This window comes from Jejuia sp. G7-7, assembly GCF_055808955.1.
This window is the reverse complement of the sequence record NZ_JBVVSZ010000001.1, coordinates 1,262,305-1,286,964: the sequence shown is the minus strand read 5'-3', so window position 1 is coordinate 1,286,964 and position 24,660 is coordinate 1,262,305. Positions and strand designations below refer to the sequence as shown.

The 24,660-nt window shown below is 31.6% G+C and carries 26 protein-coding genes and 2 pseudogenes; 17 read left to right on the top strand and 11 right to left on the bottom strand.

Translation table 11 applies throughout. From position 1 onward, the window contains the following. The first annotated feature begins 4 nt into the window (after nucleotides 1-4). On the top strand, nucleotides 5-289 hold the full coding sequence (locus AC0L5U_RS06335) for a hypothetical protein (RefSeq protein ID WP_473415320.1): 285 nt from the start codon (nucleotides 5-7) through the stop codon (nucleotides 287-289). Here the strand turns inward: AC0L5U_RS06335 and AC0L5U_RS06330 are convergent. Then, the gene (locus AC0L5U_RS06330; protein ID WP_473415319.1) at nucleotides 286-948 is read right to left on the bottom strand and encodes an ABC transporter ATP-binding protein; all 663 of its coding nucleotides are present in this window, start codon (nucleotides 946-948) and stop codon (nucleotides 286-288) included. The two genes, AC0L5U_RS06335 and AC0L5U_RS06330, sit on opposite strands and share 4 nt — an antisense overlap. A 151-nt stretch (nucleotides 949-1,099) precedes the next feature. On the opposite strand from AC0L5U_RS06330, the pseudogene folE reads away from it, so the two are divergent. Both folE and AC0L5U_RS06320 read left to right on the top strand, forming a co-directional pair. Then, nucleotides 1,100-1,688: pseudogene (folE, locus tag AC0L5U_RS06325) on the top strand (GTP cyclohydrolase I FolE). A 114-nt stretch (nucleotides 1,689-1,802) separates the two neighbouring features. Next, on the top strand, nucleotides 1,803-2,051 hold the full coding sequence (locus AC0L5U_RS06320; protein WP_473415317.1) for a hypothetical protein: 249 nt from the start codon (nucleotides 1,803-1,805) through the stop codon (nucleotides 2,049-2,051). A 77-nt stretch (nucleotides 2,052-2,128) separates the two neighbouring features. Here AC0L5U_RS06320 and AC0L5U_RS06315 read toward each other — a convergent pair whose 3' ends face one another. The 9 genes and pseudogenes from AC0L5U_RS06315 to AC0L5U_RS06275 form a co-directional block, all read right to left on the bottom strand. Beyond that, nucleotides 2,129-2,692, bottom strand: coding sequence for a type 1 periplasmic binding fold superfamily protein (locus AC0L5U_RS06315; RefSeq protein ID WP_473415314.1), 564 nt, complete (start codon nucleotides 2,690-2,692; stop codon nucleotides 2,129-2,131). 10 nt (nucleotides 2,693-2,702) lie between these two features. After that, nucleotides 2,703-5,099, bottom strand: a complete 2,397-nt coding sequence (locus AC0L5U_RS06310) for a TonB-dependent receptor (RefSeq protein WP_473415312.1) — start codon at nucleotides 5,097-5,099, stop codon at nucleotides 2,703-2,705. A gap of 30 nt (nucleotides 5,100-5,129) precedes the next feature. Next, nucleotides 5,130-5,462 (bottom strand): hypothetical protein, encoded by a 333-nt coding sequence (locus AC0L5U_RS06305; RefSeq protein WP_473415311.1) that lies wholly within the window; start codon nucleotides 5,460-5,462, stop codon nucleotides 5,130-5,132. Beyond that, complete coding sequence (locus AC0L5U_RS06300) at nucleotides 5,462-5,956, bottom strand: DUF6787 family protein (protein ID WP_473415310.1); 495 nt, start codon at nucleotides 5,954-5,956, stop codon at nucleotides 5,462-5,464. The genes AC0L5U_RS06305 and AC0L5U_RS06300 overlap by 1 nt, the downstream gene beginning before the upstream one ends. A 36-nt stretch (nucleotides 5,957-5,992) precedes the next feature. Continuing rightward, the gene (locus tag AC0L5U_RS06295) at nucleotides 5,993-6,430 is read right to left on the bottom strand and encodes a DUF6146 family protein (protein ID WP_473415309.1); all 438 of its coding nucleotides are present in this window, start codon (nucleotides 6,428-6,430) and stop codon (nucleotides 5,993-5,995) included. Nucleotides 6,431-6,641: 211 nt separating this feature from the next. Then, nucleotides 6,642-7,280, bottom strand: a complete 639-nt coding sequence (locus tag AC0L5U_RS06290; RefSeq protein ID WP_473415308.1) for a DUF937 domain-containing protein — start codon at nucleotides 7,278-7,280, stop codon at nucleotides 6,642-6,644. 116 nt (nucleotides 7,281-7,396) lie between these two features. Next, a pseudogene (locus AC0L5U_RS06285) lies at nucleotides 7,397-8,346 on the bottom strand (D-2-hydroxyacid dehydrogenase). A 127-nt stretch (nucleotides 8,347-8,473) separates the two neighbouring features. Beyond that, the gene (serC, locus tag AC0L5U_RS06280) at nucleotides 8,474-9,538 is read right to left on the bottom strand and encodes a 3-phosphoserine/phosphohydroxythreonine transaminase (RefSeq protein ID WP_473415307.1); all 1,065 of its coding nucleotides are present in this window, start codon (nucleotides 9,536-9,538) and stop codon (nucleotides 8,474-8,476) included. Nucleotides 9,539-9,615: 77 nt separating this feature from the next. Continuing rightward, entirely contained in the window at nucleotides 9,616-10,674 is a 1,059-nt protein-coding gene (locus AC0L5U_RS06275) for an acyl-CoA reductase (RefSeq protein WP_473415305.1), read from the bottom strand. Nucleotides 10,675-10,771: 97 nt separating this feature from the next. On the opposite strand from AC0L5U_RS06275, the gene AC0L5U_RS06270 reads away from it, so the two are divergent. The 8 genes from AC0L5U_RS06270 (at nucleotide 10,772) to AC0L5U_RS06235 (ending at nucleotide 15,255) form a co-directional block, all read left to right on the top strand. Beyond that, nucleotides 10,772-11,125, top strand: coding sequence for a 4Fe-4S dicluster domain-containing protein (locus AC0L5U_RS06270; RefSeq protein ID WP_189362346.1), 354 nt, complete (start codon nucleotides 10,772-10,774; stop codon nucleotides 11,123-11,125). A 435-nt stretch (nucleotides 11,126-11,560) separates the two neighbouring features. Further along, nucleotides 11,561-11,806 (top strand): hypothetical protein, encoded by a 246-nt coding sequence (locus tag AC0L5U_RS06265; protein WP_473415303.1) that lies wholly within the window; start codon nucleotides 11,561-11,563, stop codon nucleotides 11,804-11,806. Between the two features lie 76 nt (nucleotides 11,807-11,882). Further along, complete coding sequence (locus AC0L5U_RS06260; RefSeq protein ID WP_473415302.1) at nucleotides 11,883-12,530, top strand: sterol desaturase family protein; 648 nt, start codon at nucleotides 11,883-11,885, stop codon at nucleotides 12,528-12,530. A gap of 127 nt (nucleotides 12,531-12,657) precedes the next feature. Next, entirely contained in the window at nucleotides 12,658-13,032 is a 375-nt protein-coding gene (locus tag AC0L5U_RS06255) for a hypothetical protein (protein ID WP_473415301.1), read from the top strand. After that, on the top strand, nucleotides 13,026-13,160 hold the full coding sequence (locus AC0L5U_RS06250) for a hypothetical protein (protein WP_473415300.1): 135 nt from the start codon (nucleotides 13,026-13,028) through the stop codon (nucleotides 13,158-13,160). The genes AC0L5U_RS06255 and AC0L5U_RS06250 overlap by 7 nt, the downstream gene beginning before the upstream one ends. A 108-nt stretch (nucleotides 13,161-13,268) precedes the next feature. After that, nucleotides 13,269-13,676, top strand: coding sequence for a hypothetical protein (locus AC0L5U_RS06245; protein ID WP_473415298.1), 408 nt, complete (start codon nucleotides 13,269-13,271; stop codon nucleotides 13,674-13,676). Between the two features lie 188 nt (nucleotides 13,677-13,864). Beyond that, nucleotides 13,865-14,320 carry a sulfatase-like hydrolase/transferase gene (locus AC0L5U_RS06240; RefSeq protein WP_473415297.1) on the top strand — a complete coding sequence of 152 codons (456 nt, stop codon included), beginning with the start codon at nucleotides 13,865-13,867 and terminating at the stop codon, nucleotides 14,318-14,320. Beyond that, complete coding sequence (locus tag AC0L5U_RS06235) at nucleotides 14,290-15,255, top strand: sulfatase-like hydrolase/transferase (RefSeq protein ID WP_473415295.1); 966 nt, start codon at nucleotides 14,290-14,292, stop codon at nucleotides 15,253-15,255. Before AC0L5U_RS06240 ends, AC0L5U_RS06235 begins: the two co-directional genes overlap by 31 nt. A gap of 11 nt (nucleotides 15,256-15,266) precedes the next feature. Here AC0L5U_RS06235 and AC0L5U_RS06230 read toward each other — a convergent pair whose 3' ends face one another. Then, nucleotides 15,267-16,736 (bottom strand): carboxypeptidase-like regulatory domain-containing protein, encoded by a 1,470-nt coding sequence (locus AC0L5U_RS06230; protein WP_473415293.1) that lies wholly within the window; start codon nucleotides 16,734-16,736, stop codon nucleotides 15,267-15,269. 224 nt (nucleotides 16,737-16,960) lie between these two features. Between AC0L5U_RS06230 and ychF the strand changes: the two genes are divergently transcribed. The 6 genes from ychF (at nucleotide 16,961) to AC0L5U_RS06200 (ending at nucleotide 24,450) form a co-directional block, all read left to right on the top strand. After that, a complete protein-coding gene (gene ychF, locus AC0L5U_RS06225) occupies nucleotides 16,961-18,055 on the top strand; it encodes a redox-regulated ATPase YchF (RefSeq protein WP_473415292.1) in 1,095 nt (364 codons plus the stop codon). A gap of 11 nt (nucleotides 18,056-18,066) precedes the next feature. Beyond that, on the top strand, nucleotides 18,067-18,630 hold the full coding sequence (locus AC0L5U_RS06220) for an SRPBCC family protein (protein WP_473415290.1): 564 nt from the start codon (nucleotides 18,067-18,069) through the stop codon (nucleotides 18,628-18,630). Nucleotides 18,631-18,740: 110 nt separating this feature from the next. Beyond that, the gene (locus tag AC0L5U_RS06215; protein ID WP_473415288.1) at nucleotides 18,741-19,475 is read left to right on the top strand and encodes a DMT family transporter; all 735 of its coding nucleotides are present in this window, start codon (nucleotides 18,741-18,743) and stop codon (nucleotides 19,473-19,475) included. Beyond that, entirely contained in the window at nucleotides 19,402-19,647 is a 246-nt protein-coding gene (locus tag AC0L5U_RS06210) for an EamA family transporter (protein WP_473415287.1), read from the top strand. Before AC0L5U_RS06215 ends, AC0L5U_RS06210 begins: the two co-directional genes overlap by 74 nt. Before the next feature lie 116 nt (nucleotides 19,648-19,763). Next, complete coding sequence (locus AC0L5U_RS06205) at nucleotides 19,764-21,623, top strand: DNA topoisomerase IV subunit B (RefSeq protein ID WP_473415286.1); 1,860 nt, start codon at nucleotides 19,764-19,766, stop codon at nucleotides 21,621-21,623. 157 nt (nucleotides 21,624-21,780) lie between these two features. Further along, entirely contained in the window at nucleotides 21,781-24,450 is a 2,670-nt protein-coding gene (locus tag AC0L5U_RS06200; RefSeq protein WP_473415284.1) for a DNA gyrase/topoisomerase IV subunit A, read from the top strand. Nucleotides 24,451-24,660 lie beyond the last annotated feature (210 nt).

Genomic DNA, 24,660 nt, shown 5'->3' with positions numbered 1-24,660 from the left:
TTTTATGCAGCATTCAGAACTACTATTTATAATTTTTATGATTTTTTGGGGAATGGTAGTTATTGCAGATTCTCCATTATTCTCAACAATGGTGGCTCAAAATATCACTTCAGAATCAAAAGGTACTGCTTTAACAATAGTTAATTCTATTGGTTTTGCAATTACTATTGTTAGTATTCAGCTTTTAAATAGTTTACAAAATGGAATTAATGTGAAGTATCTTTTTTTAGTACTTGCTTTAGGACCAGTTTTCGGTATTGTAATACTTTTAAAAAACAAGAACGATTAATCCACAATTTTACCATCTACCATCACTAGCTTTCTATCTGCCATGTTTGCCAACTCTTCATTATGAGTTACAATTACAAAAGTTTGCCCGAATTCATCCCGCAATTTAAAAAACAGGTTATGCAAATTTTCTGCAGATTCACTATCTAAATTACCTGAAGGTTCATCTGCAAAAATTAAATCGGGTTTATTCACTAGAGCTCTTGCAACCGCTACACGCTGTTGCTCTCCTCCTGAAAGTTCATTTGGTTTATGGTTATACCGGTGTGATAACCCTAAAAAATCCAGTAATTCTTTGGCGCGTTTTTCTGCTTCAACTTTATTTGTACCTTTAATGAATGCTGGTAAACACACATTTTCTATTGCAGAAAACTCAGGTAATAATTGATGAAACTGAAAAATAAATCCAATATGCTCGTTTCTAAATTTAGCGAGCGCTTTATCTTTTAACGATTTTATTTCAGAGTTATTTATAATTAAACTGAAATCTTCAGTTTTTGAGGCTTTATCTAATGTACCTAATATTTGTAAAAGGGTTGTTTTTCCAGCACCTGAAGCACCAACAATTGAAACTACTTCGCCTTTTTTTACTTCAATGTCAACACCTTTTAAAACGTGTAAATCATCGTAATATTTATGAATGTTTTTTGCTTTTATCATTTGGTAAAAATAACAGGTGTGAAATTACTATTTTATGATGTTTTGCACAATTTTGAACTGTTTTCTTTTCAGAATAGTATTTTAGGACTTATTTTTAAGGAAAAAAATAAACATGAAAAGGAAATGTTTATATTGAAAATAAAGAAGAGTTATGCCATATAAAAGTTTTGAAGAGTACAATGAAAAAATTACAGATGATGTAAAAGAGCGTTATAAGAGCATCATTGAAGATATAGGAGAAGATACCAAACGCGATGGCTTATTAAAAACCCCAGAGCGTGCAGCAAAAGCAATGCAATTTTTAACACAAGGTTACGAGCAAGATCCAGTTGAAATTTTAAAAGGTGCCATGTTTAAGGAGTCTTATAATGAAATGGTTATTGTAAAAGATATTGAATTGTATTCGCTTTGCGAACATCATATCTTACCATTTTTTGGGAAAGTACATATTGCATATATTCCGAATGGATATATTGTTGGACTCAGTAAATTACCTAGAATTGTTGATGTTTTTGCAAGACGTTTACAAGTGCAAGAACGTTTAACAGAACAGATTTTAGATTGCATAAATGATACCTTAAAAGCCTCAGGGTGTTGCGGTAGTAATAGAAGCATCTCATATGTGTATGATGATGCGAGGTGTACAAAAACAAAATTCTACAACAACAACATCTGGGTTTAGAGGTCAGTTTGAAAAGATAGAAACTCGTAACGAGTTTTTGAAGCTGATTGGTAAGTAGCTAATTATCTTAAAATTAGTTGTAACATTTGGTATACTTATTGTACTTATTATTATAAACAAATAACTATGAATTTAGAAAATTTACAAAAGTAAAAAGTTAGCCTTAAGCATCTTGTTTGATGCCATTGGTATGGTAACTTTTATAGATATTTTATGGGCGCCAGCTTCGGCATATTTAATGACAAAAATGTATAAAGGAAATAGAGGAAAAATTGCTGGTTTTGTTTCATTTATTGAAGAAGCAATTCCTGGGTTTGATATCATTCCAACCTTTACGATTATGTGGTTTTTAACTTATGTCTTTCAAAAAGGAGAAGAGCCTATTGTAGTTGAAGTAGAAGTAGAAGCTGAAGATATATAGCAACTATTAATTTTAAAGATAAAAAAATCCCTTTCCTAATTAGGAAAGGGATTTTTTGGTTAAAGTGCAAATAAAGATTATTGTACAACTACATTAAATGTTTCTGAAATATCCTCTTCGCCACCAGCGTTTGCAATATTTCCATCACTAACACCGCTTGCATCTTTCATTGGCTCATGAATTAAAGTAACCGTAACTGTCCCATTACCTGCATCAGTAGTAGTAAGTGTGAAACTTAAACCTATCGGGTTGTTGTCGCCATCCATATCAGTATATGCAAATGTTGCTATAGAATTTGTAGCTTGGAAAAAGAATTGGTGATCATCATCTTTTTCTTCAACTTCTTCGGTTATGTTTTCAGCAGGAGACTCTAGTTCATTTAATAACACAATACTTCCATTATATGTAGTATTTGCAGCCAAATTTACCGGGTTAGTAACCACAGGATTATTTGGTCCATTGCCATCTGCATCTCTTGTTTGCATGATTACTGGAGTACCTCCACCAGTAGGCGTTAAGGTTATCGTCATGGTTGTGATTACCTCTTCTTCAATTATTTGTGTGGGCGTGTCATCATCAGAACAAGACGAGATAAATAATAGTGTAATAATAGCAATTGATAAATTTTTTAAATGTTTCATTTTTAAATTTTTAATAGTTTAACTTTAATTGTAACATAAAATTCCTTCCTAAATCATCGGCAAAATATCTCAATCTATTTAAGTATTCTCTATAGGAAGTATTTAAAACATTAGATACGTTAAGTCCAATGTTTAATTTTGTTTTTTTTGATAATGCTGTTGTAATTTCACTTCTAAAATGCAAAACATGATACGCTGGTGGAGGTGTACTTATATCTACCAAAACCATTTCTTGCGTAGTTGGGTTTAAGGTTTCAAAATTAAAATTTGGGTAATCGTTTTGTCTAAAAACCCATTCGCTTTCTAAATTTGCATTGAAATCTAGCCATTTTTGATTAGTGTACCCTAACACATTAACTGTTCTAAATGCAGGCATATCGATTAGTGCAGTTTTTGCTTCAACATCTCTTCCTTTTAAAAAGGATGATTTATTATTAATGCGCCATTGTTCAGTAATATCATAATTTGCAGTAATATCAACACCAAATAAAAATGCATTAGTTTGGGTATAATTCCATACGGGAAAAGCACCTCTAATAGTTTGCTCTGTTCCAAAAGGTATGATTTGAATAAAATCTCTAATATGATTTGCGAAACCCTCCACTTGCAATGATACATTTGAGGTTTGTAATTGGTATGTACCTCCAAATCGGTTTGAAACTTCTTGCTTCATCCGTAAATCTCCCAATTCTATTCTAGCTGCCGAATGGTGTAAACCATCACTAAACAATTCTGATGGGTTAGGAGAACGTTGCGACAAGCCATAATTAAACAAAACAGAGTGCTGCTCATTAAATTTATGAGATATTCCAGCTGACAACGATACATTATGAAAGTTGTAAACTGGATTTACTAAGATTTGAAGATTCTCGGTCCTTATAACAATATCACTAAAATCATTGTCGTAATTGCGTTCTTCCCATCTGCTTTCTAAAAACCATTTTTTAGCATCAATTCTATTAAAATCATAACGCAGTCCAAAGTCTAGAATAGTATGCTCTCCCCATTTTAAGTTTGAAATAGCGAATACTCCAACATCATACTTGTCATAATCAGGAATCAATCGTCTTATACCAGTAGTAGGGTTTGCAAAGTTATTTTGCAATCTTGTATGGACTCCAAAATTATAAACAGCTTTAGTGTTGGCATCTAACTTCAAATTGGCCTTAATAGTATGTGTTTTTAAATTTAAATCTATCGCAGCCCTATCATTGTCGCCTCTTCGAATATCATACTCAAAACGTTGATTGTTTTGAAAATCATACTGTATTTGAAGTCTCCCAAATTGTTTAAAACGTTTATAAAATTCTGTTTTTAATATTTGGTGTGTCACTTCTTGTCTTGGAGAATTGATATCGTAACTAAAGTCTTTTACAACATTAGGTTCGCCATTATTAATAGCTCTAACTAAATCGTTAATACTACCAATATGTGCAGCACTTAAGATGCCAATTTCATTATTTAAATAACTATAATTGATATTGAAGCCTTTTTCAAAAGTTTTAAAACCAGCACTTAAATTGAATCCTTTCGCATTAACCCCAGTATTTGTTAAATTATAATCAGGTGCTTTAAAATCCCCAAAACGTTTTAATGAAACTTGGCCATTAGCGTACCAACCTGTTTTCCAAGATTTGGTTAGGGTAGAAGCTATGTTGTAACCCCTTCCGTTGGTTTGTCCACCTAAAATAGTTTTTCCGTAAATAGAATCTTTTAAACTAATATTGGCAGGCTTTAAAACTATTACACCTCCAATTGCATCGCCACTATAAGCTAAAGCATTAGCACCTTTAATCACATTTATACTACCTGCTGCATTTAAATCTACATTTGGTGCATGTTCAATACCCCACTCTTGATCTTGTAATAATACTCCATTTGTAATTACAGATATTCTACTACTGTGTAATCCATTAATAACAGGTTTAACAATTGAGTTTCCTGTATTAATAGATGACACACCGCTTACTTGTTTGATAGCATCACCTAGGTTTAGCGCACTAAATCGTTCAATTGTTTCAGTATTTAACTGAGATTCTTGAGCGGTTTTAGTTAGTTTTTTCGAGGAGTTACCAGAAACTTTTACTTCATGAAGCTCTTCTATGTGGTGCTCCATATTGATTTCTTTGTAAGTATCTCCATTGATGTCAACTTCCAAACGTTTGCTTTCACAACCAACATGAGATATTATAAGCACTAAAGAACCGCCACAAAGATTTTTAATAGTGAATTTGCCATTAATATCTGCGGTGGTATAAGAGTTTAAGGTTTCAATATAAACGGTGGCACCAGACATAGGTGTACCATCATGAAAGTCTTTTATCTCTCCTAAAAAAGTATATGTGCAGTTTTGAGTATGGGCTAAGTTTAAAAAACAAAGCACCACAATCAATAAATAATATTTCATCGAATTGTATTTTAGTTTAAAATTTGGGATTTAAACTAAAGCAGGTGGCCCTCTTAAAGAGAAAGATAATTGCCGATGATTATTAAGGAATTTGTATGTTAATGTGAATACTTGATATGGATAAGAAGTGTCTGGCCAATTATCGTTTTCAAGCGGTAATAAAAAATTAGTATTTAGTTGGAATTTCTGAAATTCACAGTCTAAATCTACCTGATGGTAGTGAGTTGATTCATCTCCAGAACATACTTTATGCTCATGATGCGAAAACACGTGTGCAAATTTTATAATAGTTGGCGCAAACAATGTTGTTGCCAAAATTAAGGCAAATACTCTAAAAACGATATGTTTTTTTAATTCATGCATTAATCCACAAAACGTTTTAAACCTAGTCTGCGTAACATTTTCTTTTCAAATTCCCAAAAGAATTTATATTGACCAAATAACCAGCCAATAGCTACCAATAAAATTTGATAGAAAATAAAACCAATTATAATATACAATACCCAATATGCAAAGATGGGTAAATTTTCTTTATTAATACCAGCAAGTTTAATTAATGGTCTACTAACAAAAACTGAAGAAGAGCCTGTAATTGCAAATACTAGAAAAATACTTATTAATTCCCATCTAGAATTAACATCCCATTTTTTTTCTAATTTGGAAAATATAAATAGAGTGAGCTTCAAAAGCACAAAAAAGATAATTGCACTTAACCCTAGATTAAATGCAATATGGTATTCTTTTAAAAATAAAGAGGATAACTTAAAAGCGGAGTAGCCTAAAGCAAATATTCCTAATATTGGGAATATGAGTTGCCAGTTACTAACAATCTCCCAATTTTCTTTAAATTTTTTCACATCAACAATTTGTGATGCAAAACTATTAAAATGAAATTAAATTCTAGGAATAAATGGTCCTAATCTTTGATTGTATTTTTGTTGAAAGTAAATAAAGTAATTGTAGAGCTTATAATTTACCTCGTAGCCATAGTCGATATTTTGTTCGTAATCTATTCGAAGTTCGTACAAATTAGGATCGAAACGAAAAGGTTGTTGTACACGTTGGTTCCACTCAATAACATATATTCTATTTCTAGTTTCCATATACTGTTGCGTGTAAAAGCCTTCTTGTCTTGCAGTAGAAACTAACCAAGTAGCAAATCCCGGATCTATGATGATTATTTCATATTCTAATTCGTCATTTGCAATCCTAACAGTATCATTTTGTTTCGCAGTTGCTAATTTGTTGTCTTTTTTTGAAACTACTTTTTTTGAAGTATTACAATTAAAAAGAAATAAACTAATGAGTAGGATGTAAATAGTATTTTTCATGATTATATGTTTTTGTTTATACCTCAAAAGTATCTCTAAAGTCCAGTTTTAAAAAGTATAAATGAGTGAATAGCCTATTTCAACTAGTTAACGTAATTTTAGTATTGAAATTACAAAAATCATTCCGCAAGTGTTTGTTTTTAAGTGTTTTTAACAAAAAATGCCAAATCATTAGATTTGGCATTTTTATTATTTATATGTACAATAAGGTTTATTTTCCTCCGAAAAGACCACCTAAAAGTCCACCAAGACCACCTTTTTTGCTTGCGTTTCCTAGAACCATTCCAGCAACATCATCAACAACGCTACCATCTCCATCAGCATCAAGAATAGATTCTAAAAAGCTTTGTTCTTTTTGAGCTGAACTTCCGCCAAGTAATCCTCCTAATAAGTCTCCAATACCATTTGAAGAACTTACATTTTGTTGTCTGGTTTGTTTTCCTAAAACACCCATTAAAATTGGTGCAGCAACTTTTAATATATTTCCAACAGCACCAGCATCTAAACCAGATTTTTCTCCTATAATTTTTTCAACACCTTGTTGTCTTCCTCCTAAAACATGACCTAGTATTTTTGAGCCATCTTGCTTTACATTATCATCAACACCACCGCCAAATAATCCACCTAGATTATCTAAGATACTGCCATCGTGCTTACCGCTTAACGCACCCATAAGCCCTTCTGCACCTTGAGGTGTTGCAGCGTTACGTTGCATTGCTTTCATTAATACAGGTAACGCCATTGTTAATACGCTACTTGTTTTGTTTGTGTCGTTTCCTGTTGAACCTGCTACTCCGCTAATTATAGTTTTTCCTAGGTCGCTGCTTAATAAATCTAAAATTCCAGACATGTTTGTGTGTGTTTTTAATTAATATAGTTTGTGAAATGGATGCTTAATGTACAAAAAAAGTCCCAACTTCTATAGTTAGGACTCATTAATTCTATTTAGGTCACATTTTAGAGAATCTATCCCAAAATACTAATAATTTGTGATGCTAGTTCTGTGCCAATTCTATCTTGGGCTTCGTTAGTTGCAGCTCCAGTATGCGGTGTTAATGATAATGCAGAATTCATCAATAATTGCATTTCTGGTTTTGGTTCTTTTTCAAAAACATCTAAAGCAGCTCTCGCAACTTTTCCGCTTTCAATAGCTTTAACTAGTGCAACTTCATTAAGTACACCACCACGTGCAGCATTTGCGATTATAACGCCATCTTTCATCATATTGAATTCAGCTTCATCTATAACATAATCCTTTTGAGCAGGAACGTGAAGTGTGATAAAATCTGATTGTTTTAAAACATCTTCTTTAGAAATTGTTTTGATTTCAAAGTTTACTTTTTGACCATCAAAGAACTCTAATTCTAAATCAGTTTTTTCTAAAAACGGATCGAAAGCGACAACTTTCATTCCAGCACCAAGAGCCACTTTAGCAGTTGCTTGACCAATACGACCAAAACCTAAGACACCTAAAGTCTTTCCTTTAAGCTCAGTTCCTTTTGCATAAGCTTTTTTAGGCCTTTGAAATTACTATCGCCTTCTAAAGGCATATCTCTGTTTGAGTTATGTAAAAAACGAGCCAAACCGTATAAGTGACCAAATACCAATTCAGCAACTGAATGTGAAGACGCTGCAGGTGTGTTTATAACGCTTAAGCCTTTTTGGCGTGCGTACTCCACATCAATATTATCCATACCAACTCCACCACGACCAATAATCTTTAAACCAGGGCAGGCATCAATTAAATCTTTACGAACAGTTGTTGCACTTCGTACTAATAAAACCGTAATATCTTTTTCGTTGATATAGTTTATTAATTGTTCTTGCGCTACAGTAGTTGTAATTACTTCGTAACCACCTTTTTCTAAAGCGTCAATACCACTTTGAGAAACACCATCGTTTGCTAATACTTTCATTGTTTAAGTTTAGAAGTTTAAAAGTGTAACGTTTTGAAGTTACATCTGATAAATTTTAGTTTTTAATTATTTTTATATTGTTAATCTGAGTGAGTAACTGAAAATTCCAACTATCTACTGAGACTTTTTAAGCTTTACTCTCTAATTCACTCATTACTTCAACCAATACTTTCACACTATCTAGTGGCATTGCATTATACATTGAAGCTCTGTAGCCTCCAACACTTCTGTGTCCATTTACACCACTAACACCTGCTTCTTTAAGCATAGTTTCAAAAGTATCTTTTAAATTTTCGTTCTCTAATGTGAATGTAGCATTCATATCAGATCTATCTTCTTTAGAAGCAAATCCTTTAAACAACGGATTTAAGTCTATTTCTGAATACATTAAACGAGATTTCTTTTCATTTTCTTTAGCAATACCTGCAATGCCACCTTGTGCTTTTAACCATTCTAACGTTAACATAGATGTATAAATAGGGAATACAGGAGGTGTATTAAACATACTGCCTTTGTCGATGTGTACTTTATAATCCATCATTGATGGAATTTTACGTGATACTTTACCTAGAATATCTTCTCTTACAATAACTAAAGTAGTTCCTGAAGGTCCCATATTTTTTTGAGCACCAGCATAAATTAAACCAAATTGTGTAAAATCTAGAGTACGAGAAAAGATATCACTACTCATATCACAAACCAAAGGAATATCAGTTTTTGGAAACGATTTCATTTGCGTTCCGTAAATGGTATTATTGGATGTACAATGAAAATAATCATAATCTTCAGGAATTTCATATCCTTTAGGTATGTAATTATAATTAGCATCTTTAGAAGAACCAACTTCATAAACATCATCGTAAATTTTAGCTTCTTTGATTGCTTTAGCAGCCCAAGCTCCAGAGTTTAGGTAACCGGCTCTTTTTTCTAATAAATTAAGTGCCACCATCAAAAACTGCGTACTTGCACCACCTTGTAAAAACAACGCTTTATAGCCTTTACCTTCTAGACCAAGTAACTCTAAAGCCAAAGCTCTAGCGTTTTCCATAATGTCAACAAAAGCTTTGCTTCTGTGTGATATTTCTATTAAAGATAATCCACTATCGTCTAAATCAACAACGGCTTGAGAAGCTTTTAATAATACTTCTGGTGGTAAAATACTAGGTCCTGCGCTAAAGTTATGTTTTTTCATTTTTTTTAGTAAAATTTAAAGATGCAAAGTTGCTAATTAATTCAGTATTTTCTGTTAAGAATTCAATAATTTTTTCGTCAAATCGATAATAAAAATTTAATAGAATCTACACTATCCGCATAATCCCAAAGTTGCGGTTTTTGAGTATGACCAAAAGGAATTTCATTTTCAGTAAAACCTTTTGAAACGATACATTGAATTTGTTGTGTATCCGTTTTTAATTTTTGCTTTAATTGTTCAACGTTTTCGTAATATTCATAAAAGGCTGTGGCTATGGGCGATGCATAACTTTCGTCTTCTTTAATCATAAAGAAACCGTTTTCTAACATATCAAATTCGCTCATTAAATACACCGCTTTATTATAATCATAATTGTTAGCGTATTTTGCTTTATCGATGATAGGGTGCCAATGATACATAGCTTCAAAAAAACCTGTAAAATCGTAGTTTTTTGGTACAAATAATTTCGAAACGTTTCTACATCCTAAACCATAGTATCTAAAAATATCTTCAGATAGGTGTTGCAAATCTTCAGGTGTTTCGTTTCCAGTTAAAACAGCAACCGAATTTCTGTTGTTTCTTATAATTGAAGGTTTCTCCTTAAAGTAATATTCAAAATAGCGTGCTGTATTATTACTTCCTGTGGCAATTACAGCCTCAAAATTCTCTAGTTTTTTTTCAGAAAAAGTTATTTTTTCTTTGAAATTGTTGTCAACATATTCTAAATATTTAGCTAAATAAGGTAGTAAATGTTTATCGTTTGAAGATTGTTTTACCAATACATCATGCCCAGAAATAAGTACAGACAAGAAATCGTGAAACCCAACTAGCGGAATATTTCCAGCCATAATTATAGCAACAGTTTTTTGTTCAGTTTCGTTTATGTTATATGGTTCAAGCCATTTAGAAATGTTTTCTGAGGTTAAAGCAGTAGACCAAGAGTCTATAGCAAACGTGATATTTTCATTGGTAAACCATCCATTGTGTTCTTGAGCTAATTTAAGTTGATGTTTAAAGCCGTCAAAGAAAATATCGTTATGTTCAACATTATCATCTTTTTGGACAACTTCGTTAGAAAATTGCCTTAAAAAATCTCCTAATTTTACAAAAGCGTTAATTCTTTCTTGTAATAGCATCCTTAATTTGGTTATGAATGGTTTTGGCTTTATTTTTGCAACTGCAAATTTAAGGATTCTACATAGAGTTCTTGAATTTTAAAAGATAAAAATTACTATGGCAATTATAATAACAGACGAATGTATAAATTGTGGTGCTTGCGAACCTGAGTGCCCAAATACGGCAATATATGAAGGTGCAGATGATTGGCGCTACAAAGATGGTACAAGTTTAGAAGGTACAGTTGTACTTACTAATGGTAACGAAGTTGATGCAGATGAAGCTCAAGAACCTGTAAGTGATGAGCTTTACTACATTGTACCAGATAAATGTACAGAGTGTAAAGGTTTTCATGATGAGCCACAATGTGCTGCAGTTTGTCCTGTAGATTGTTGTGTGCCTGATGAGGATGTTGTGGAAACTGAAGAAGAATTATTAGCGAAGCAGAAGTTTATGCATCCTGATGGTTAATTAAGGTTGATAACCGACATTAAATTATAAAATTAATCCTGAGCTTTGGCTTGGGATTTTTTTGCTTCAAATTTAAATAATGAATTTAAAAACTTTAATTTTAAAGTTGATTTATTAATATGACTTTTTTAGAATTTTATAATATGGTTTTGAATACAGATTGTAACTCATACGATGATTTGCCATATGCAGTAGAGCCAGTTTTTTTAAAAAGGACAAATTATAACGGATTATAATAAAATAGAATCAGCTGTTTACTTTATAAATAACGGTATTGTTGAATTGAATATTAAAAGTTATATGACGGAAAAGGTAGTTGACTTTTTTTGAAAATGAAATGGTAGCTGCATTAACCTCTTTTTAACGCAACAACCTGCGGATGTTCAAGTAATAGCTTTAACCGAGTGTAGTCTAGAGAAAGTTACATATAAAGCTTTGCAGGATGCTTATAAAACATCTTTTAAAGCCAATAGTCTAGGTCGTATAGTGATAGAACAGGCTTATATTAGAAAAGCTAAACGCGAAAAAGATTTTTTATCAAAAACGGCAGAAGAGCGTTATGAGGAAATGTTTAAGACTCATTCTAAATATTTATCTAACATTCCAGTTAATAAAATAGCTAAATACTTAGGCATACACCCTGAAAGTTTGAGTAGAATTAGGAATAAATTAAATTCCTAACATAGGTCAAGTCTAATTTTTATTTTAATACTTGTATTGCTCCTAGTTTAGCATTTCAATTATTAAAATATTAGTTATGCAATCTTTTTTATCAGAATTACCGACACCTTTAGAACTATTACTCGATCCATTATCGCTTTATATCTTAGCATCATACGGACTTTTAATTTTATGGGAAGAAATTTTTCCAGCTAGAAAACTTCCTAAAGTGAAATTTTGGAGAATTAAAGGACTTGTTTTCTTCTTTACTTTCTTTTTTGTTGCTTCTTATTTACCAATTTTCATTGATCCTTTTCTCACTAAATTTCAAGTATTTGATTTAACACATTTAGGGTTTTTTACAAGCTTAATAATAGGTTTTTTTGTATATGAATTGGTAATATATCTATATCATATAACCATGCATAAATATGATTTTTTATGGCGTACATTTCATCAGGTGCACCATAGTGCAGAACGTATGGATGCTTATGGTTCCTTATTTCATAGTCCTTTAGATATGATTGGATTTACACTTGTTGGAAGCGTAAGTTTTGCACTACTTTTAGGGTTGTCGGCTCAATCTATAACACCTTTGCTTTTTATTATAAACTTCCTTGCCTTTTTTCAACATGCTAATATTAAAACTCCTCGCTGGATAGGTTTTATAGTGCAACGCCCAGAAAGTCATTCTATACATCATGGTAGAGGGATTCATAAAAAAATTATTCTGATTTACCATTAATAGATATGGTTTTTGGCACATTTCAAAATCCGAAAAACTATGAAAAGGAAACTGGTTTTTATAATGGAGCTTCAAGTAAATTAAAAGATATGTTTCTATTCAGGGATATTTCAAAACAGAGTAAATAATGAATTATGATAGTATTAAAAAAAATCAAGATGAAGAGATTTTTTTAAAATTAAGTGTCATTATTTACGGTTTTGGAATTATGCTTACATCATGTAATAATGATGATGACAATAACACACCTGAAGTATTAAAGCGCTACTTTAGGTTTAAAAGTTGTCCTGAAAATAGTCATGGTAATTGGCAAGACACTTCGTTTGTAGCCGCAACATCAAATTCAAAAGTTATTCAACAATGTTTAAACCAGTTAAAAATATCTTTAGAAGATAGAAAGCTTTTTCCATTAGGTGAAATAGAGCAGGGGAGTTTAGGTTGCAATAAAAATGCAACTCACGTATTTAGTTGGCATTTTGTTGAAGACTCATGGGAATGGTAGAGTTAGGTGTAGAAATTTACGACGGCTGTGCTTATAGCGATGTAGAATTAACTAATTATGTTTATGGTGTTGGAAGCTATGGTGGATGGAGTAACATAGTTTTGGAAGAAATAGAAGTCCATAATTGATTAATAGAAATTGAAAATTGACGATTATTGATGAATCCCGAGTTTTAGCTTGGGACTTTTTTGCTTTTTACAGATGTAAAATTTATTATATTTACTAATAATAGTAAAATGAAAGAGTTTTTAAAGAAAATTAAATTGATTAAAGATTATTCTGTTGTAATTCCTCTTGACAGGAGTGATTGTATAAAAATTTTTAAAGAAAATATTGATGTTACTACCACAAAAAGCGTTTTTAATTTAAATGAATATTTCTCTTCAAGTAAAAACACATATATAGGACAGATAGATTTTAATGGATTTGAAATTAGGAAGCGAAAACGATTTATCAATTTCAATAAAAACTCATCAATTGTTAAAGGTGTTTTTAGACAGAAAGGAGAAGTCCTTTATATGAATACAGAAGTAATTGGTATGAGTTTATTGAAAACTTCAATTTATATTTTGATAGTGGTTTTTTTTATGTATTTCGTTTCATTTACATTGATTGAAAAAAAGAACCAATTATTTCTGTTCTAACTACAGTATTTATTCAATCTCTAATCCTCTTAGGTGTACCTTATCTAGTTTTAAAAAGTCGAATAAAACGAATGCAGTTTGAATTGGAGGAAAATATTATGAAATGGATTTTGAAATGGTAGTTTACTTTAAATAAAAAGAACTTGCATTTTAACAAGTTAATTTTTTAAAATAATAACGCATATCAAATGAAAATCACTTTAATAAGTATTTTATTAGTTTTCTTTAGTCTAGCATCATGTAGACCACAAAGTGAAGAAAAACTCAATGTGCTATTTGTTTTTGTGGATGATTTAAGACCAGAGCTAGGTGCTTATGGAGCGACTCAAATAAAGTCGCCCAACATAGATAAGTTAGCCGCAAACAGCCTTCAGTTTAATAGGGCTTATTGTAATATTCCAGTTTGTGGTGCTTCAAGAGCTAGTTTGCTAACAGGTATTTTACCTACTAAAACTAGATTTGTACAATACGATTCTAAAGCGTCTGAGGATGCACCAAATATAAAAACATTACCACAGTTATTTAAAGAAAATGGCTATAACACATATTCTGTTGGAAAAGTGTTTCATGATAGAACTGATACTGAAACAAAAGCTGGACTACTCCCAATTTTATGGGGACTTCTGGTAAAGAAAGTTTTTTAAAAGCCTTAGATCCATCAACTTATAAAGTATTAAGTAAAAGAGGAAGAGGGCGAATTTACGAGTTTCCTGATGTGCCAGACTCAGCTTATCCTGATGGAGAGTTTGCAAGAAAAACAAAAGCGCACATTAAAAATGCAAGTAAAACTAATGAGCCGTTTTTTATTGCTTGTGGTTTTATTCGCCCGCATTTACCATTTTATGCACCAAAAAAGTATTGGGATTTATACAATAGAGATTCCATTGAATTAGCAGAAAACAGGTTTAGACCAAAGGATGCACCAAAAGCGTTACGAGGTAGCGGAGAACGTTATAGTTACTATTTAGATAGTTTAAAATCTAAATCTGATGATTTTCATAAAATGATGAAGCATGGATATTTTGCATCTGTAAGTTATATAGATTCACTTATTGGAGATGTGTTGGAGCAACTAGAGGCTTCAGGTTTTGCAGAAAATACTATTGTTGTGCTTTGGGGAGACCATGGTTGGAATTTAGGAGAACATGAGTTTTGGGGTAAGCATAACACCATGCATCATTCTATGCGTGTGCCTCTAATAATTAAGTTACCCAAAAATTATAAAGGCTTAAAGACTAATGCTATTGTAGAATCTGTAGATATTTATCCAACACTTTGCGATTTGGTGGGATTAGAAAAACCTGAGCATTTACAAGGAGAAAGTTTTAAAAAATTATTTAATAATCCAAAGAAAAGTTTTAGAGATTACGCGTACAGTCGTTTTTTAAGTGCAGATGCTATTATAACTAAAACGCATACTTACACGAGTTATACTGGAAAGAATGAAGGCGAAATGTTGTATGATTTAGAAAATGATGCTGATGAGAATATAAATATAGCCTCTAAACCTAAAAATAAGGATGTTGTGATACTAATGAAACAATATCTCGATGAAGCTAAAATTAGAGCGAAATTGTGATATTATTTGTTTCAGTTTTCACCCTCAAAAGCTTTCATCTCTAAACTAGGCTCTAAAACAGCCTCACTATCCCAAACAGATTTCTCATATTTAGTCAAAATTGTAATAGGCGTTTTTTCTTTTTGGCGTTCGGCTTGAAAATCTAAAAACGTTAATTTGTTATGAGCGGTAATTAATAATTCCTGTTTATTTAAATTGTCGCCTTCAATTTTAAAGTCAAAACTTACTTTATAGCGGTTTTTGCTATTCTCGATAAATTTTAAGGGACGACTCACATAAAAGTAACTTCCTGTAGTACGCTTTATATATTTTGGGTTGTAGGTATTAGAACTGTCTTTTTCAAAAATCACAGTCCCTTCACTTATGTTTGAAATGTATTTAATCCCCAATAGAAATTTTAAATTTAGTTTTTCGCCATGTCGGTTCTTATAATAATTATAATCTACTCTTGTAATAGCATAAGTATCATCAGTTACATAAATTTTCCCAGTATATTTCGCTTTTCCTTTCCTGGGAGTAAAGTTAATGATGTATGTGAGTTCGCCATTGTTATAACCAACATCTTCAAGAGTATATTCGTACCAATCTGTATGTAATATTATGTTTAAAAAAGAATTGTTGTAAAATTGAGCGCGCCTTAACAATGCTTTTGTTTCTCCATTTAAAAATGATAATTTGTATTCGTTTTTATCATCTTCTTTAAAATCGTCATCATTTAAAGACAAAGAATCTTCAATTTTAAATAACCCTGTTTTTAGCTTATAGGTTTTAGTGGTATCTAAATAACTTAAAATAATTTTTTGCGATTTTTCTTGTATATTTTCAATTGAAAAATCGTTTTTGTAATCTAATAATTCAGTAGCTTTTTCAACTTCTATTTTAATACTGTCTTTATTTAAACTGTAAAGTTTTCCTTTAAAATCAGTAAACTGGATCATATTACTATTTTTCACTTGAGTAGCAAGGCTATTTAAACTCGCATTAACTGCTTCAAGTTCTCTCTTATTAACATGTGACGCTTTATCAATTTCAAATTCTAATTTTTTAAAATTAACATGATCTGTTGTGCGTTGAAAGATGTTATATTCATTTAAATCATTGTTGTAATTATCTGCAAGTTTAGATTTAACTTTAGCAATAATAGAATCTACGTTTGGGGTTTTAGTGCTAATAAAAACTTCATTTAATTGATTAATAACTTCCCGTAATTCTATAGTGTATTTTAGAGATTTAATATCTCCTAGACTTAGTGTTTTACTTTCGTAGCCCATGCATGAGATAGTAATTGTTTTAGTCTCATCTTCTGCGTAAACACTAAAAAAGCCTTCGTCATTTGATATCACACCAGAATAATTACCTGTTTTTATATTGGCATATGGGATTGGATTTTGAGTAGCCTTAGCGATAAGTTTAGCCGTAATGTTTTGAGATAAAAGAGGGGGCGCTAAAAGCAATAAAAGTAGTGTGATTTTATAATGCATTTTTTTGATGATGATAGTTTCTATTTATAAAACGAGGCAAGTTAAATAATGTTACAGAACACAAAACCGATAAGTATAGTATTTAACTTTTAGTTATCATCTAATGGCTGGTTTAGTTAAAAAATATGTTTTCATATAATCAATAAAGTTTCATTGCTAGCATTGATTAACTGCTAAAAATTCTTTTAGATTAACTACATTTGCACTCGCAAAATTAATTAATTATGAAAGCAGGAATTGTAGGATTACCAAACGTAGGTAAATCAACGTTGTTTAATTGTTTATCTAATGCAAAAGCGCAAAGTGCAAACTTTCCGTTTTGTACAATTGAGCCTAATATTGGTGTGGTAAATGTTCCAGACCCACGTTTAGAGAAATTAGAATCTTTAGTAAATCCAGAAAAAGTAATTCCAGCAACAGTTGAAATAGTTGATATAGCAGGATTAGTAAAAGGCGCGAGTAAAGGCGAAGGTTTAGGGAATCAATTCTTAGCTAATATTCGTGAAACTGATGCAATTCTTCATGTTTTAAGGTGTTTTGATAACGATAATATTGTGCATGTTGATGGTAATGTAGATCCTATTCGTGATAAGGAAACCATCGATATGGAATTGCAGTTGAAGGATTTAGAAACTGCTGAAAAGAAATTAGATAAAGTAAAACGTGCTGCAAAAACAGGTAATAAAGACGCTCAAAAAGAAGAAGCCGTTTTATTGAAAATAAAAGCAGGCTTAGAATCTGGAATTTCAGTAAGAGCTTTAGAGTTTTCTGAAGATGATTATGAGGCTTTTGTTAAACCCTCTCAATTTATTACCGACAAACCTGTTATGTATGTTTGCAATGTAGATGAAGGCGCTGCTGTTTCAGGAAATGATTATGTTGAAAAAGTTAAACAAGCTGTTAAAGATGAAAACGCTGAGGTTTTAGTTTTAGCAGTTGGTACTGAAGCTGATATTAATGAATTGGACGATTATGAAGAACGTCAAATGTTTTTACAAGATATTGGATTAGAAGAGCCAGGTTCAGCTAAATTAATTCGTTCAGCTTATAAACTACTAAACCAACAAACCTATTTCACTGCTGGTGTCAAGGAAGTTCGTGCTTGGACTATAGATATTGGTGCTACTGGGCCCCAAGCTGCAGGGGTAATTCATACTGATTTTGAAAAAGGATTTATCCGTGCTGAAGTTATTGCTTATGAAGACTACGTGTCTTACGGAAGTGAAGCAAAAGTAAAAGAAGCTGGGAAAATGCGTGTTGAGGGTAAAAATTATGTAGTTAAAGATGGAGATGTGATGCACTTCTTATTTAATGTGTAATATTTTACCTTTTGTGTAAGATTTTAGTTAGTTTAGCGACTGAAATTAAAGATAATTATTACAAAATGCCCTTAATTGAAATTAAAACAGAGATTGAATGTGATACTAAAACTTGTTTTGATCTCGCCAGAAATATTGATATTCACAAAGAATCATTAAAACATACTGGAGAAATACCAATTGCAGGAAAAACTACAGGTTTAATAGAACTTGGAGAATGGGTAAGTTGGGAGGCTAAGCATTTTGGTTTTGTTCAGCATTTAACTTCAAAAATCACAGAATTTGAAAGTCCTAATTATTTTGTAGACGAAATGGTTCTAGGGGCTTTTAAATCATTTAGACACGAGCATATTTTTCATAAGATTGATAATGATAAAACATTAATGATTGATAAGTTTTATTTTGAATCTCCTCTTGGAATTCTTGGTCAAACAGCCAATGTTTTGTTTTTAAAACGTTACATGAAAAAACTCTTAAAGACAAGAAACGAGTTGTTGAAAAAAGAAGCTGAAAAAATTTGTGAAAGTAAACTCAAGTCTAAAGTATCTCTTTCTCAAGAAATAATTCACTTTTAACAGTAGTTATTTATGTTTTTTACCTTTAAGTAGGATAATAATAGTATTGGACATCGTAATTCAATAACTTTTTTTAAGAGTTGCTAAAATCAGCTTTATACCTTCGTTTTATGCAAACAAATAAACAGTTTTGGTATGGAGTAGGTATTGGTGTTTTGGGAATTGTTATGTTTTCTTCAAAAGCGGTTATGGTAAAATTGGCATATAACTATAATGTTGATGCAATTAGTATTCTATTATTGAGAATGTTGTTTTCTTTCCCTTTTTATGTAATAATAGCATATGTATATCGAAATCAAAACAAAGCAATACAACTAAATCTTAAAGACTATTTATTGGTGGTGTTTTTTGGTTTTGTAGGCTATTATTTGGCAAGTTATTTTGATTTTGTCGGGCTTACATATATTAAGGCAAGTTTAGAACGTATCATATTATTTCTATATCCAACACTAGTACTGTTGATGAATAAGATTTTTTTAAAACGAAAAATCACAAAAATTCAAGCAGCAGCTATTGTCTTAACATATTTAGGAATTGTAATAGCCTTTTGGGATGAAGTAAATATATCTGGAAAAGAAACGATTACTGGTGGTATTTTTATTCTTTTAAGTGCATTAACTTATGCTTCTTACTTAGTAGGTAGCGGTTGGTTAATTCCAAAATTTGGAGTAATAAAGTTTACTGCCAATGCTATGCTTGTATCATGTTTATGCGTGTTTATTCACTATAGTATAATTAATCATATTGATTTGTTTAGCTTTTCTTTGGGAAGTGTATGGCTTAGGTTTTCTAATTGCAGTTTTTGCAACTGTAATTCCTTCTTTTTTGGTTTCTACTTCTATTAAAATGATAAGTTCTTCTAACTTTGCTATTGTTGCTGGGGTAGGTCCAATTTCTACCATCATTTTAGCAGCTATTTTTCTAGAAGAAAGACTTACTTTGTTGCAACTATTTGGTGCTATGGTAGTTATATTTGGGATTCTGGTTGTATCTTTAAAAAAACCAAAATACACTTAGTATAAGGTTCTCAACAATAATAGTTTTCCTTTGTTAATTACTTTGTAGTATAGCTATTTTATTTTTTATTTGGTTGTACTATATTAGCGTGCTATCTTGTAAACTCACAACCTTTTATGGCAGAACAAACCAAATATACCGAAGATAATATACGTTCATTAGATTGGAAAGAACATATTCGTATGCGTCCAGGAATGTATATTGGTAAACTCGGTGATGGGTCTTCGCCAGATGATGGTATTTATATTCTTCTCAAAGAGGTTTTAGATAACTCCATTGATGAGTTTGTGATGGGAGCTGGAAAAACCATTGAAATTTCCATACAAGGCACAAAAGTTATTGTTAGAGATTATGGACGTGGTATTCCTCTTGGAAAAGTTGTAGATGTTGTTTCTAAAATGAATACTGGAGGGAAATACGATTCTAAAGCCTTCAAAAAATCGGTGGGTTTAAATGGTGTTGGTACTAAGGCCGTTAATGCGCTCTCTAATTATTTTAGAGTAGAGTCTAATAGAGATGGAAAATCTGCTTCTGCAGAATTTGAACAAGGAGAACTTATCAATCAGGAAATGCTTGATGATACTACCCGAAGAAAGGGGACAAAAGTATCATTCATTCCAGACGAAACTATTTTCAAAAATTATAAATACAGAAGTGAGTATGTTGTAAAAATGCTCAAAAACTATGTGTATTTAAATCCAGGTTTAACCATAGTTTTCAATGGCGAGAAATATTATAGCGAAAACGGATTAAAAGATTTATTAGCAGAAAAAATAGTTGAAACAGATTTGTTATACCCAATTATTCATCTACGTGGTGATGATATTGAAGTCGCGTTAACTCACAGTAAAACGCAATACAGCGAAGAGTATAATAGTTTTGTAAATGGACAAAACACCACGCAGGGAGGTACGCATTTAAATGCTTTTAGAGAATCGCTAGTTAGAACCATTCGAGAGTTTTATGGTAAAAATTACGACGCTTCGGATATTAGAAAATCTGTTGTAAGTGCTATTGCTATAAAAGTTATGGAACCTGTTTTTGAAAGTCAAACTAAAACTAAGTTAGGTTCTACAGATATGGGAGGCGAGTTGCCAACTGTTAGAACGTATATTAATGACTTCCTAAAAACGAAACTAGATAACTATCTACATAAAAACACAGATACTGCCGAGAAAATTCAGCGTAAAATTCTACAAGCAGAGCGAGAACGTAAAGAACTCTCTGGAATTAGAAAATTAGCAAAAGATAGAGCTAAAAAAGCAAGTCTTCATAACAAAAAATTGCGTGACTGTCGTGTGCATTTTGGAGATACTAAAAACGAAAGAAACCTAGAAACTACCTTATTTATAACAGAAGGAGATTCGGCTTCTGGTAGTATTACAAAATCTCGTGATGTTAATACACAAGCAGTATTCAGTTTAAAAGGAAAACCTTTAAATTGTTACGGATTAACTAAAAAAATTGTTTATGAAAACGAAGAGTTTAATTTATTACAGGCTGCTTTAAATATTGAAGAATCTTTAGAAGATTTAAGATATAACAATGTGGTTATTGCAACAGATGCTGATGTTGATGGAATGCATATTCGTCTACTGTTAATCACATTCTTTTTGCAGTTTTTTCCTGAAGTTATAAAAGAAGGGCATTTATATATATTGCAAACCCCATTGTTTAGGGTTAGAAATAAAAAAGAAACTATTTATTGTTATTCTGAGCAAGAAAGGAGAGATGCCATAGAAAAGCTAAAACCAAAACCAGAAATAACCCGATTTAAGGGATTAGGTGAAATTTCTCCAGATGAATTCAAACATTTTATTGGAGATGATATTAGGTTAGATCCCATTATGTTGGATGATAACATGTCTATTGAAGAATTATTATCGTTCTACATGGGGAAAAACACACCAACACGTCAAGAATTTATAATTGATAACTTGAAGGTTGAGTTGGATTTAATAGAAGAAGACAAGTAAAACTAAACTAGATTATTATGTTATACACCAAAAACAAAAAGCTAAAGCAAAGGTCTTATGACTATTTGCATAAACATGATGTAACTGGTAATGCAAAAAAGCGTAGAAAAAAAGGGAGAACATATCTTAATGGTAAACCAAAAATTAAGAATCTTTAATGACTGAAGACCAAAACGACGATCTAGCAAACGAACAAAATGAGCCTCAAGAAACCATTACCAGAGTTACTGGTATGTATAAAGATTGGTTTTTAGATTATGCATCGTATGTTATTTTAGAGCGTGCTGTACCAGCTATAGAAGACGGTTTTAAACCTGTGCAGCGTCGTATTATGCATTCCATGAAAGATCTTGATGATGGGCGCTATAACAAAGTTGCAAACATTGTTGGTCATACCATGCAGTACCACCCGCACGGTGATGCGAGTATTGCAGATGCAATGGTACAAATTGGTCAAAAAGATTTATTAATTGATACCCAAGGAAACTGGGGTAATATCCTAACAGGAGATAGAGCAGCAGCGTCTCGTTATATTGAAGCGCGAATTTCTAAGTTTGGGCTAGATGTCGTTTACAATCCTAAAATTACAGAGTGGCAAGCCAGTTATGATGGTAGGAGGAAAGAGCCTGTAAACCTTCCAGTAATGTTCCCTTTGCTTTTAGCACAAGGAGGTGAAGGTATTGCAGTAGGATTGTCAACTAAAATTTTGCCTCATAATTTTATTGAATTGATTGATGCTTCAATAAAACACCTTCAAGGAAAACGTTTTACTATTTTACCAGATTTCCCAACTGCTGGAATAGCAGATTTTTCTAATTATAATGATGGCAATAGAGGGGGTAAAGTACGAGTTCGTGCTAAGATTTCTCAATTAGATAAGAATACTTTAGTTATTACTGAATTACCTTTTGGAACAACAACATCTTCGTTAATTGATTCTATTTTAAAGGCGAATGATAAAGGTAAAATTAAAGTCAAGAAAATTGAAGATAATACAGCTGCTGAAGTTGAAATTTTAGTGCATTTACCTTCTGGATTATCTCCAGATAAAACGATTGACGCATTATACGCTTTTACAAGTTGTGAATCCTCAATTTCTCCTTTAGGATGTGTTATTGAAGATAATAAGCCCTTATTTATAGGTGTATCAGAAATGTTACGTCGTTCCACAGATAATACAGTTCAGTTATTAAAACAAGAGTTAGAAATTAAACTCGGCGAACTAGAAGAACAATGGCATTTTGCTTCTCTGGAGCGTATTTTTATTGAAAATAGAATTTACCGAGATATTGAAGAAGAAGAAACTTGGGAAGGTGTTATTTCTGCAATCGATAAAGGTTTAAAACCTCATATAAAACATTTAAAACGAGCGATAACTACTGAAGATATTACACGTTTAACAGAAATACGAATCAAACGTATTTCTAAATTTGATATAGATAAAGCGCAACAAAAAATTGATGCACTAGAAGATCAAATAGCAGAAGTGAAACATCATTTAGCAAACCTTATTGATTATGCTATTGCTTACTTCCAAAGGCTTAAAAAAGAATACGGAGAAGGTAGAGAGCGTAAAACTGAAATTAGAACTTTTGATGATGTAGATGCAACAAAAGTGGTAATTAGAAATACTAAGTTATACGTAAACCGTGAAGAAGGTTTTATCGGGACATCTTTACGAAGAAATGAATATGTGTGTGATTGTAGTGATATTGATGATATTATTGTATTTACCAAAGAAGGTAAAATGATGGTTACTAAAGTCGATTCTAAAACGTTTATCGGGAAAGATATTATTCATGTAGCTGTCTTTAAAAAGAAAGATAAGCGTACAATCTATAATTTAATTTATCGTGACGGTAAAAAAGGTCCTTCATACATTAAGCGTTTTGCTGTCACTAGTATGACAAGAGATAGGGAATACGATTTAACTAACGGAAATAAAGGCTCTGTAAGTTTATATTTCTCTGCAAATCCTAATGGAGAAGCAGAAGTTGTTTCGATTAATTTAAGGCAAGCAGGAAGTATTAAAAAACTAAAATGGGATATTGATTTTGCTGATATCCTTATTAAAGGACGAGCGTCAAAAGGTAATTTAGTAACTAAATATCCTGTTAAGCGTGTTGAGCTTAAAGAAAAAGGTGTTTCCACATTAAAACCACGAAAAATTTGGTTTGATGATACTGTTCAGCGTTTAAATGTTGATGGCAGAGGGGAACTTATTGGTGAATTTAGAGGAGAAGATAAGTTGTTGATAATTAATCAATCTGGAATACTTAAAACGGTTACGCCAGAGGTAACTATGCATTTTGATGATGATATGATTGTTATGGAAAAATGGATTCCTAAAAAGCCTATTTCGGCTATTTATTTTAATGGCGAAAAGGAACTGTATTATGTAAAACGTTTTTTAATAGAGCAGGAGGGTAGAGAGGAATCTTTTATATCAGATCATACAAATTCACAATTAGAAATTGTTTCTACCGATTGGAAACCTATGGCTGAGGTTGTTTTTGCGAAAGAACGAGGTAAAGATCGTAAAGAAAACCTTGAAGTTAATCTTGAAGAATTTATAGATATTAAAGGTGTTTCAGCTCAAGGAAATCAACTTACTAAAGATAAAGTAAATCAAATAAATTTATTAGAACCTTTACCACATGAAGCTCCTGAGGAGGTGCACGCTGATGATTTAGAGGTTATTGATGAAAAAGAAGTTTCTAACCAATCTTCAGAAATAGAAAATGACACCTCTGTATTACCTAAACCTGATTCTGATGATGAAAATGATTTAGAAATAGATGATGAAGGTCAAATTACATTGTTTTAGATGCAAACATCAGGATTTCTCAAAAGAACCATCAAACCTATTATCTCTTTTGTATTTCCTTTTTTATTAGTATTTGGTATTGTATCAATACTTTTAGGGGAAAGTAATACTTCGTTTGTTTTTTCTATTGTTTTACCAATATTTGTAGTGCTAAATTTTCTTCAATTTATAGTGCTTTTATTGAAGCGTAATAAAAAAGCTATATTTAAT

What these genes read in the sequence shown, in the direction of transcription:
- AC0L5U_RS06335 (WP_473415320.1), top strand. Translation starts at nt 5, where the DNA reads ATGCAGCATTCAGAACTACTATTTATAATTTTTATGATTTTTTGGGGA.
- AC0L5U_RS06330 (WP_473415319.1), bottom strand. Translation starts at nt 948, where the DNA reads ATGATAAAAGCAAAAAACATTCATAAATATTACGATGATTTACACGTT.
- AC0L5U_RS06315 (WP_473415314.1), bottom strand. Translation starts at nt 2,692, where the DNA reads ATGAAACATTTAAAAAATTTATCAATTGCTATTATTACACTATTATTT.
- AC0L5U_RS06310 (WP_473415312.1), bottom strand. Translation starts at nt 5,099, where the DNA reads ATGAAATATTATTTATTGATTGTGGTGCTTTGTTTTTTAAACTTAGCC.
- AC0L5U_RS06305 (WP_473415311.1), bottom strand. Translation starts at nt 5,462, where the DNA reads ATGCATGAATTAAAAAAACATATCGTTTTTAGAGTATTTGCCTTAATT.
- AC0L5U_RS06295 (WP_473415309.1), bottom strand. Translation starts at nt 6,430, where the DNA reads ATGAAAAATACTATTTACATCCTACTCATTAGTTTATTTCTTTTTAAT.
- AC0L5U_RS06290 (WP_473415308.1), bottom strand. Translation starts at nt 7,280, where the DNA reads ATGTCTGGAATTTTAGATTTATTAAGCAGCGACCTAGGAAAAACTATA.
- serC (WP_473415307.1), bottom strand. Translation starts at nt 9,538, where the DNA reads ATGAAAAAACATAACTTTAGCGCAGGACCTAGTATTTTACCACCAGAA.
- AC0L5U_RS06275 (WP_473415305.1), bottom strand. Translation starts at nt 10,674, where the DNA reads ATGCTATTACAAGAAAGAATTAACGCTTTTGTAAAATTAGGAGATTTT.
- AC0L5U_RS06270 (WP_189362346.1), top strand. Translation starts at nt 10,772, where the DNA reads ATGGCAATTATAATAACAGACGAATGTATAAATTGTGGTGCTTGCGAA.
- AC0L5U_RS06260 (WP_473415302.1), top strand. Translation starts at nt 11,883, where the DNA reads ATGCAATCTTTTTTATCAGAATTACCGACACCTTTAGAACTATTACTC.
- AC0L5U_RS06255 (WP_473415301.1), top strand. Translation starts at nt 12,658, where the DNA reads ATGAATTATGATAGTATTAAAAAAAATCAAGATGAAGAGATTTTTTTA.
- AC0L5U_RS06250 (WP_473415300.1), top strand. Translation starts at nt 13,026, where the DNA reads ATGGTAGAGTTAGGTGTAGAAATTTACGACGGCTGTGCTTATAGCGAT.
- AC0L5U_RS06245 (WP_473415298.1), top strand. Translation starts at nt 13,269, where the DNA reads ATGAAAGAGTTTTTAAAGAAAATTAAATTGATTAAAGATTATTCTGTT.
- AC0L5U_RS06240 (WP_473415297.1), top strand. Translation starts at nt 13,865, where the DNA reads ATGAAAATCACTTTAATAAGTATTTTATTAGTTTTCTTTAGTCTAGCA.
- AC0L5U_RS06235 (WP_473415295.1), top strand. Translation starts at nt 14,290, where the DNA reads ATGGGGACTTCTGGTAAAGAAAGTTTTTTAAAAGCCTTAGATCCATCA.
- AC0L5U_RS06230 (WP_473415293.1), bottom strand. Translation starts at nt 16,736, where the DNA reads ATGCATTATAAAATCACACTACTTTTATTGCTTTTAGCGCCCCCTCTT.
- ychF (WP_473415292.1), top strand. Translation starts at nt 16,961, where the DNA reads ATGAAAGCAGGAATTGTAGGATTACCAAACGTAGGTAAATCAACGTTG.
- AC0L5U_RS06215 (WP_473415288.1), top strand. Translation starts at nt 18,741, where the DNA reads ATGCAAACAAATAAACAGTTTTGGTATGGAGTAGGTATTGGTGTTTTG.
- AC0L5U_RS06205 (WP_473415286.1), top strand. Translation starts at nt 19,764, where the DNA reads ATGGCAGAACAAACCAAATATACCGAAGATAATATACGTTCATTAGAT.
- AC0L5U_RS06200 (WP_473415284.1), top strand. Translation starts at nt 21,781, where the DNA reads ATGACTGAAGACCAAAACGACGATCTAGCAAACGAACAAAATGAGCCT.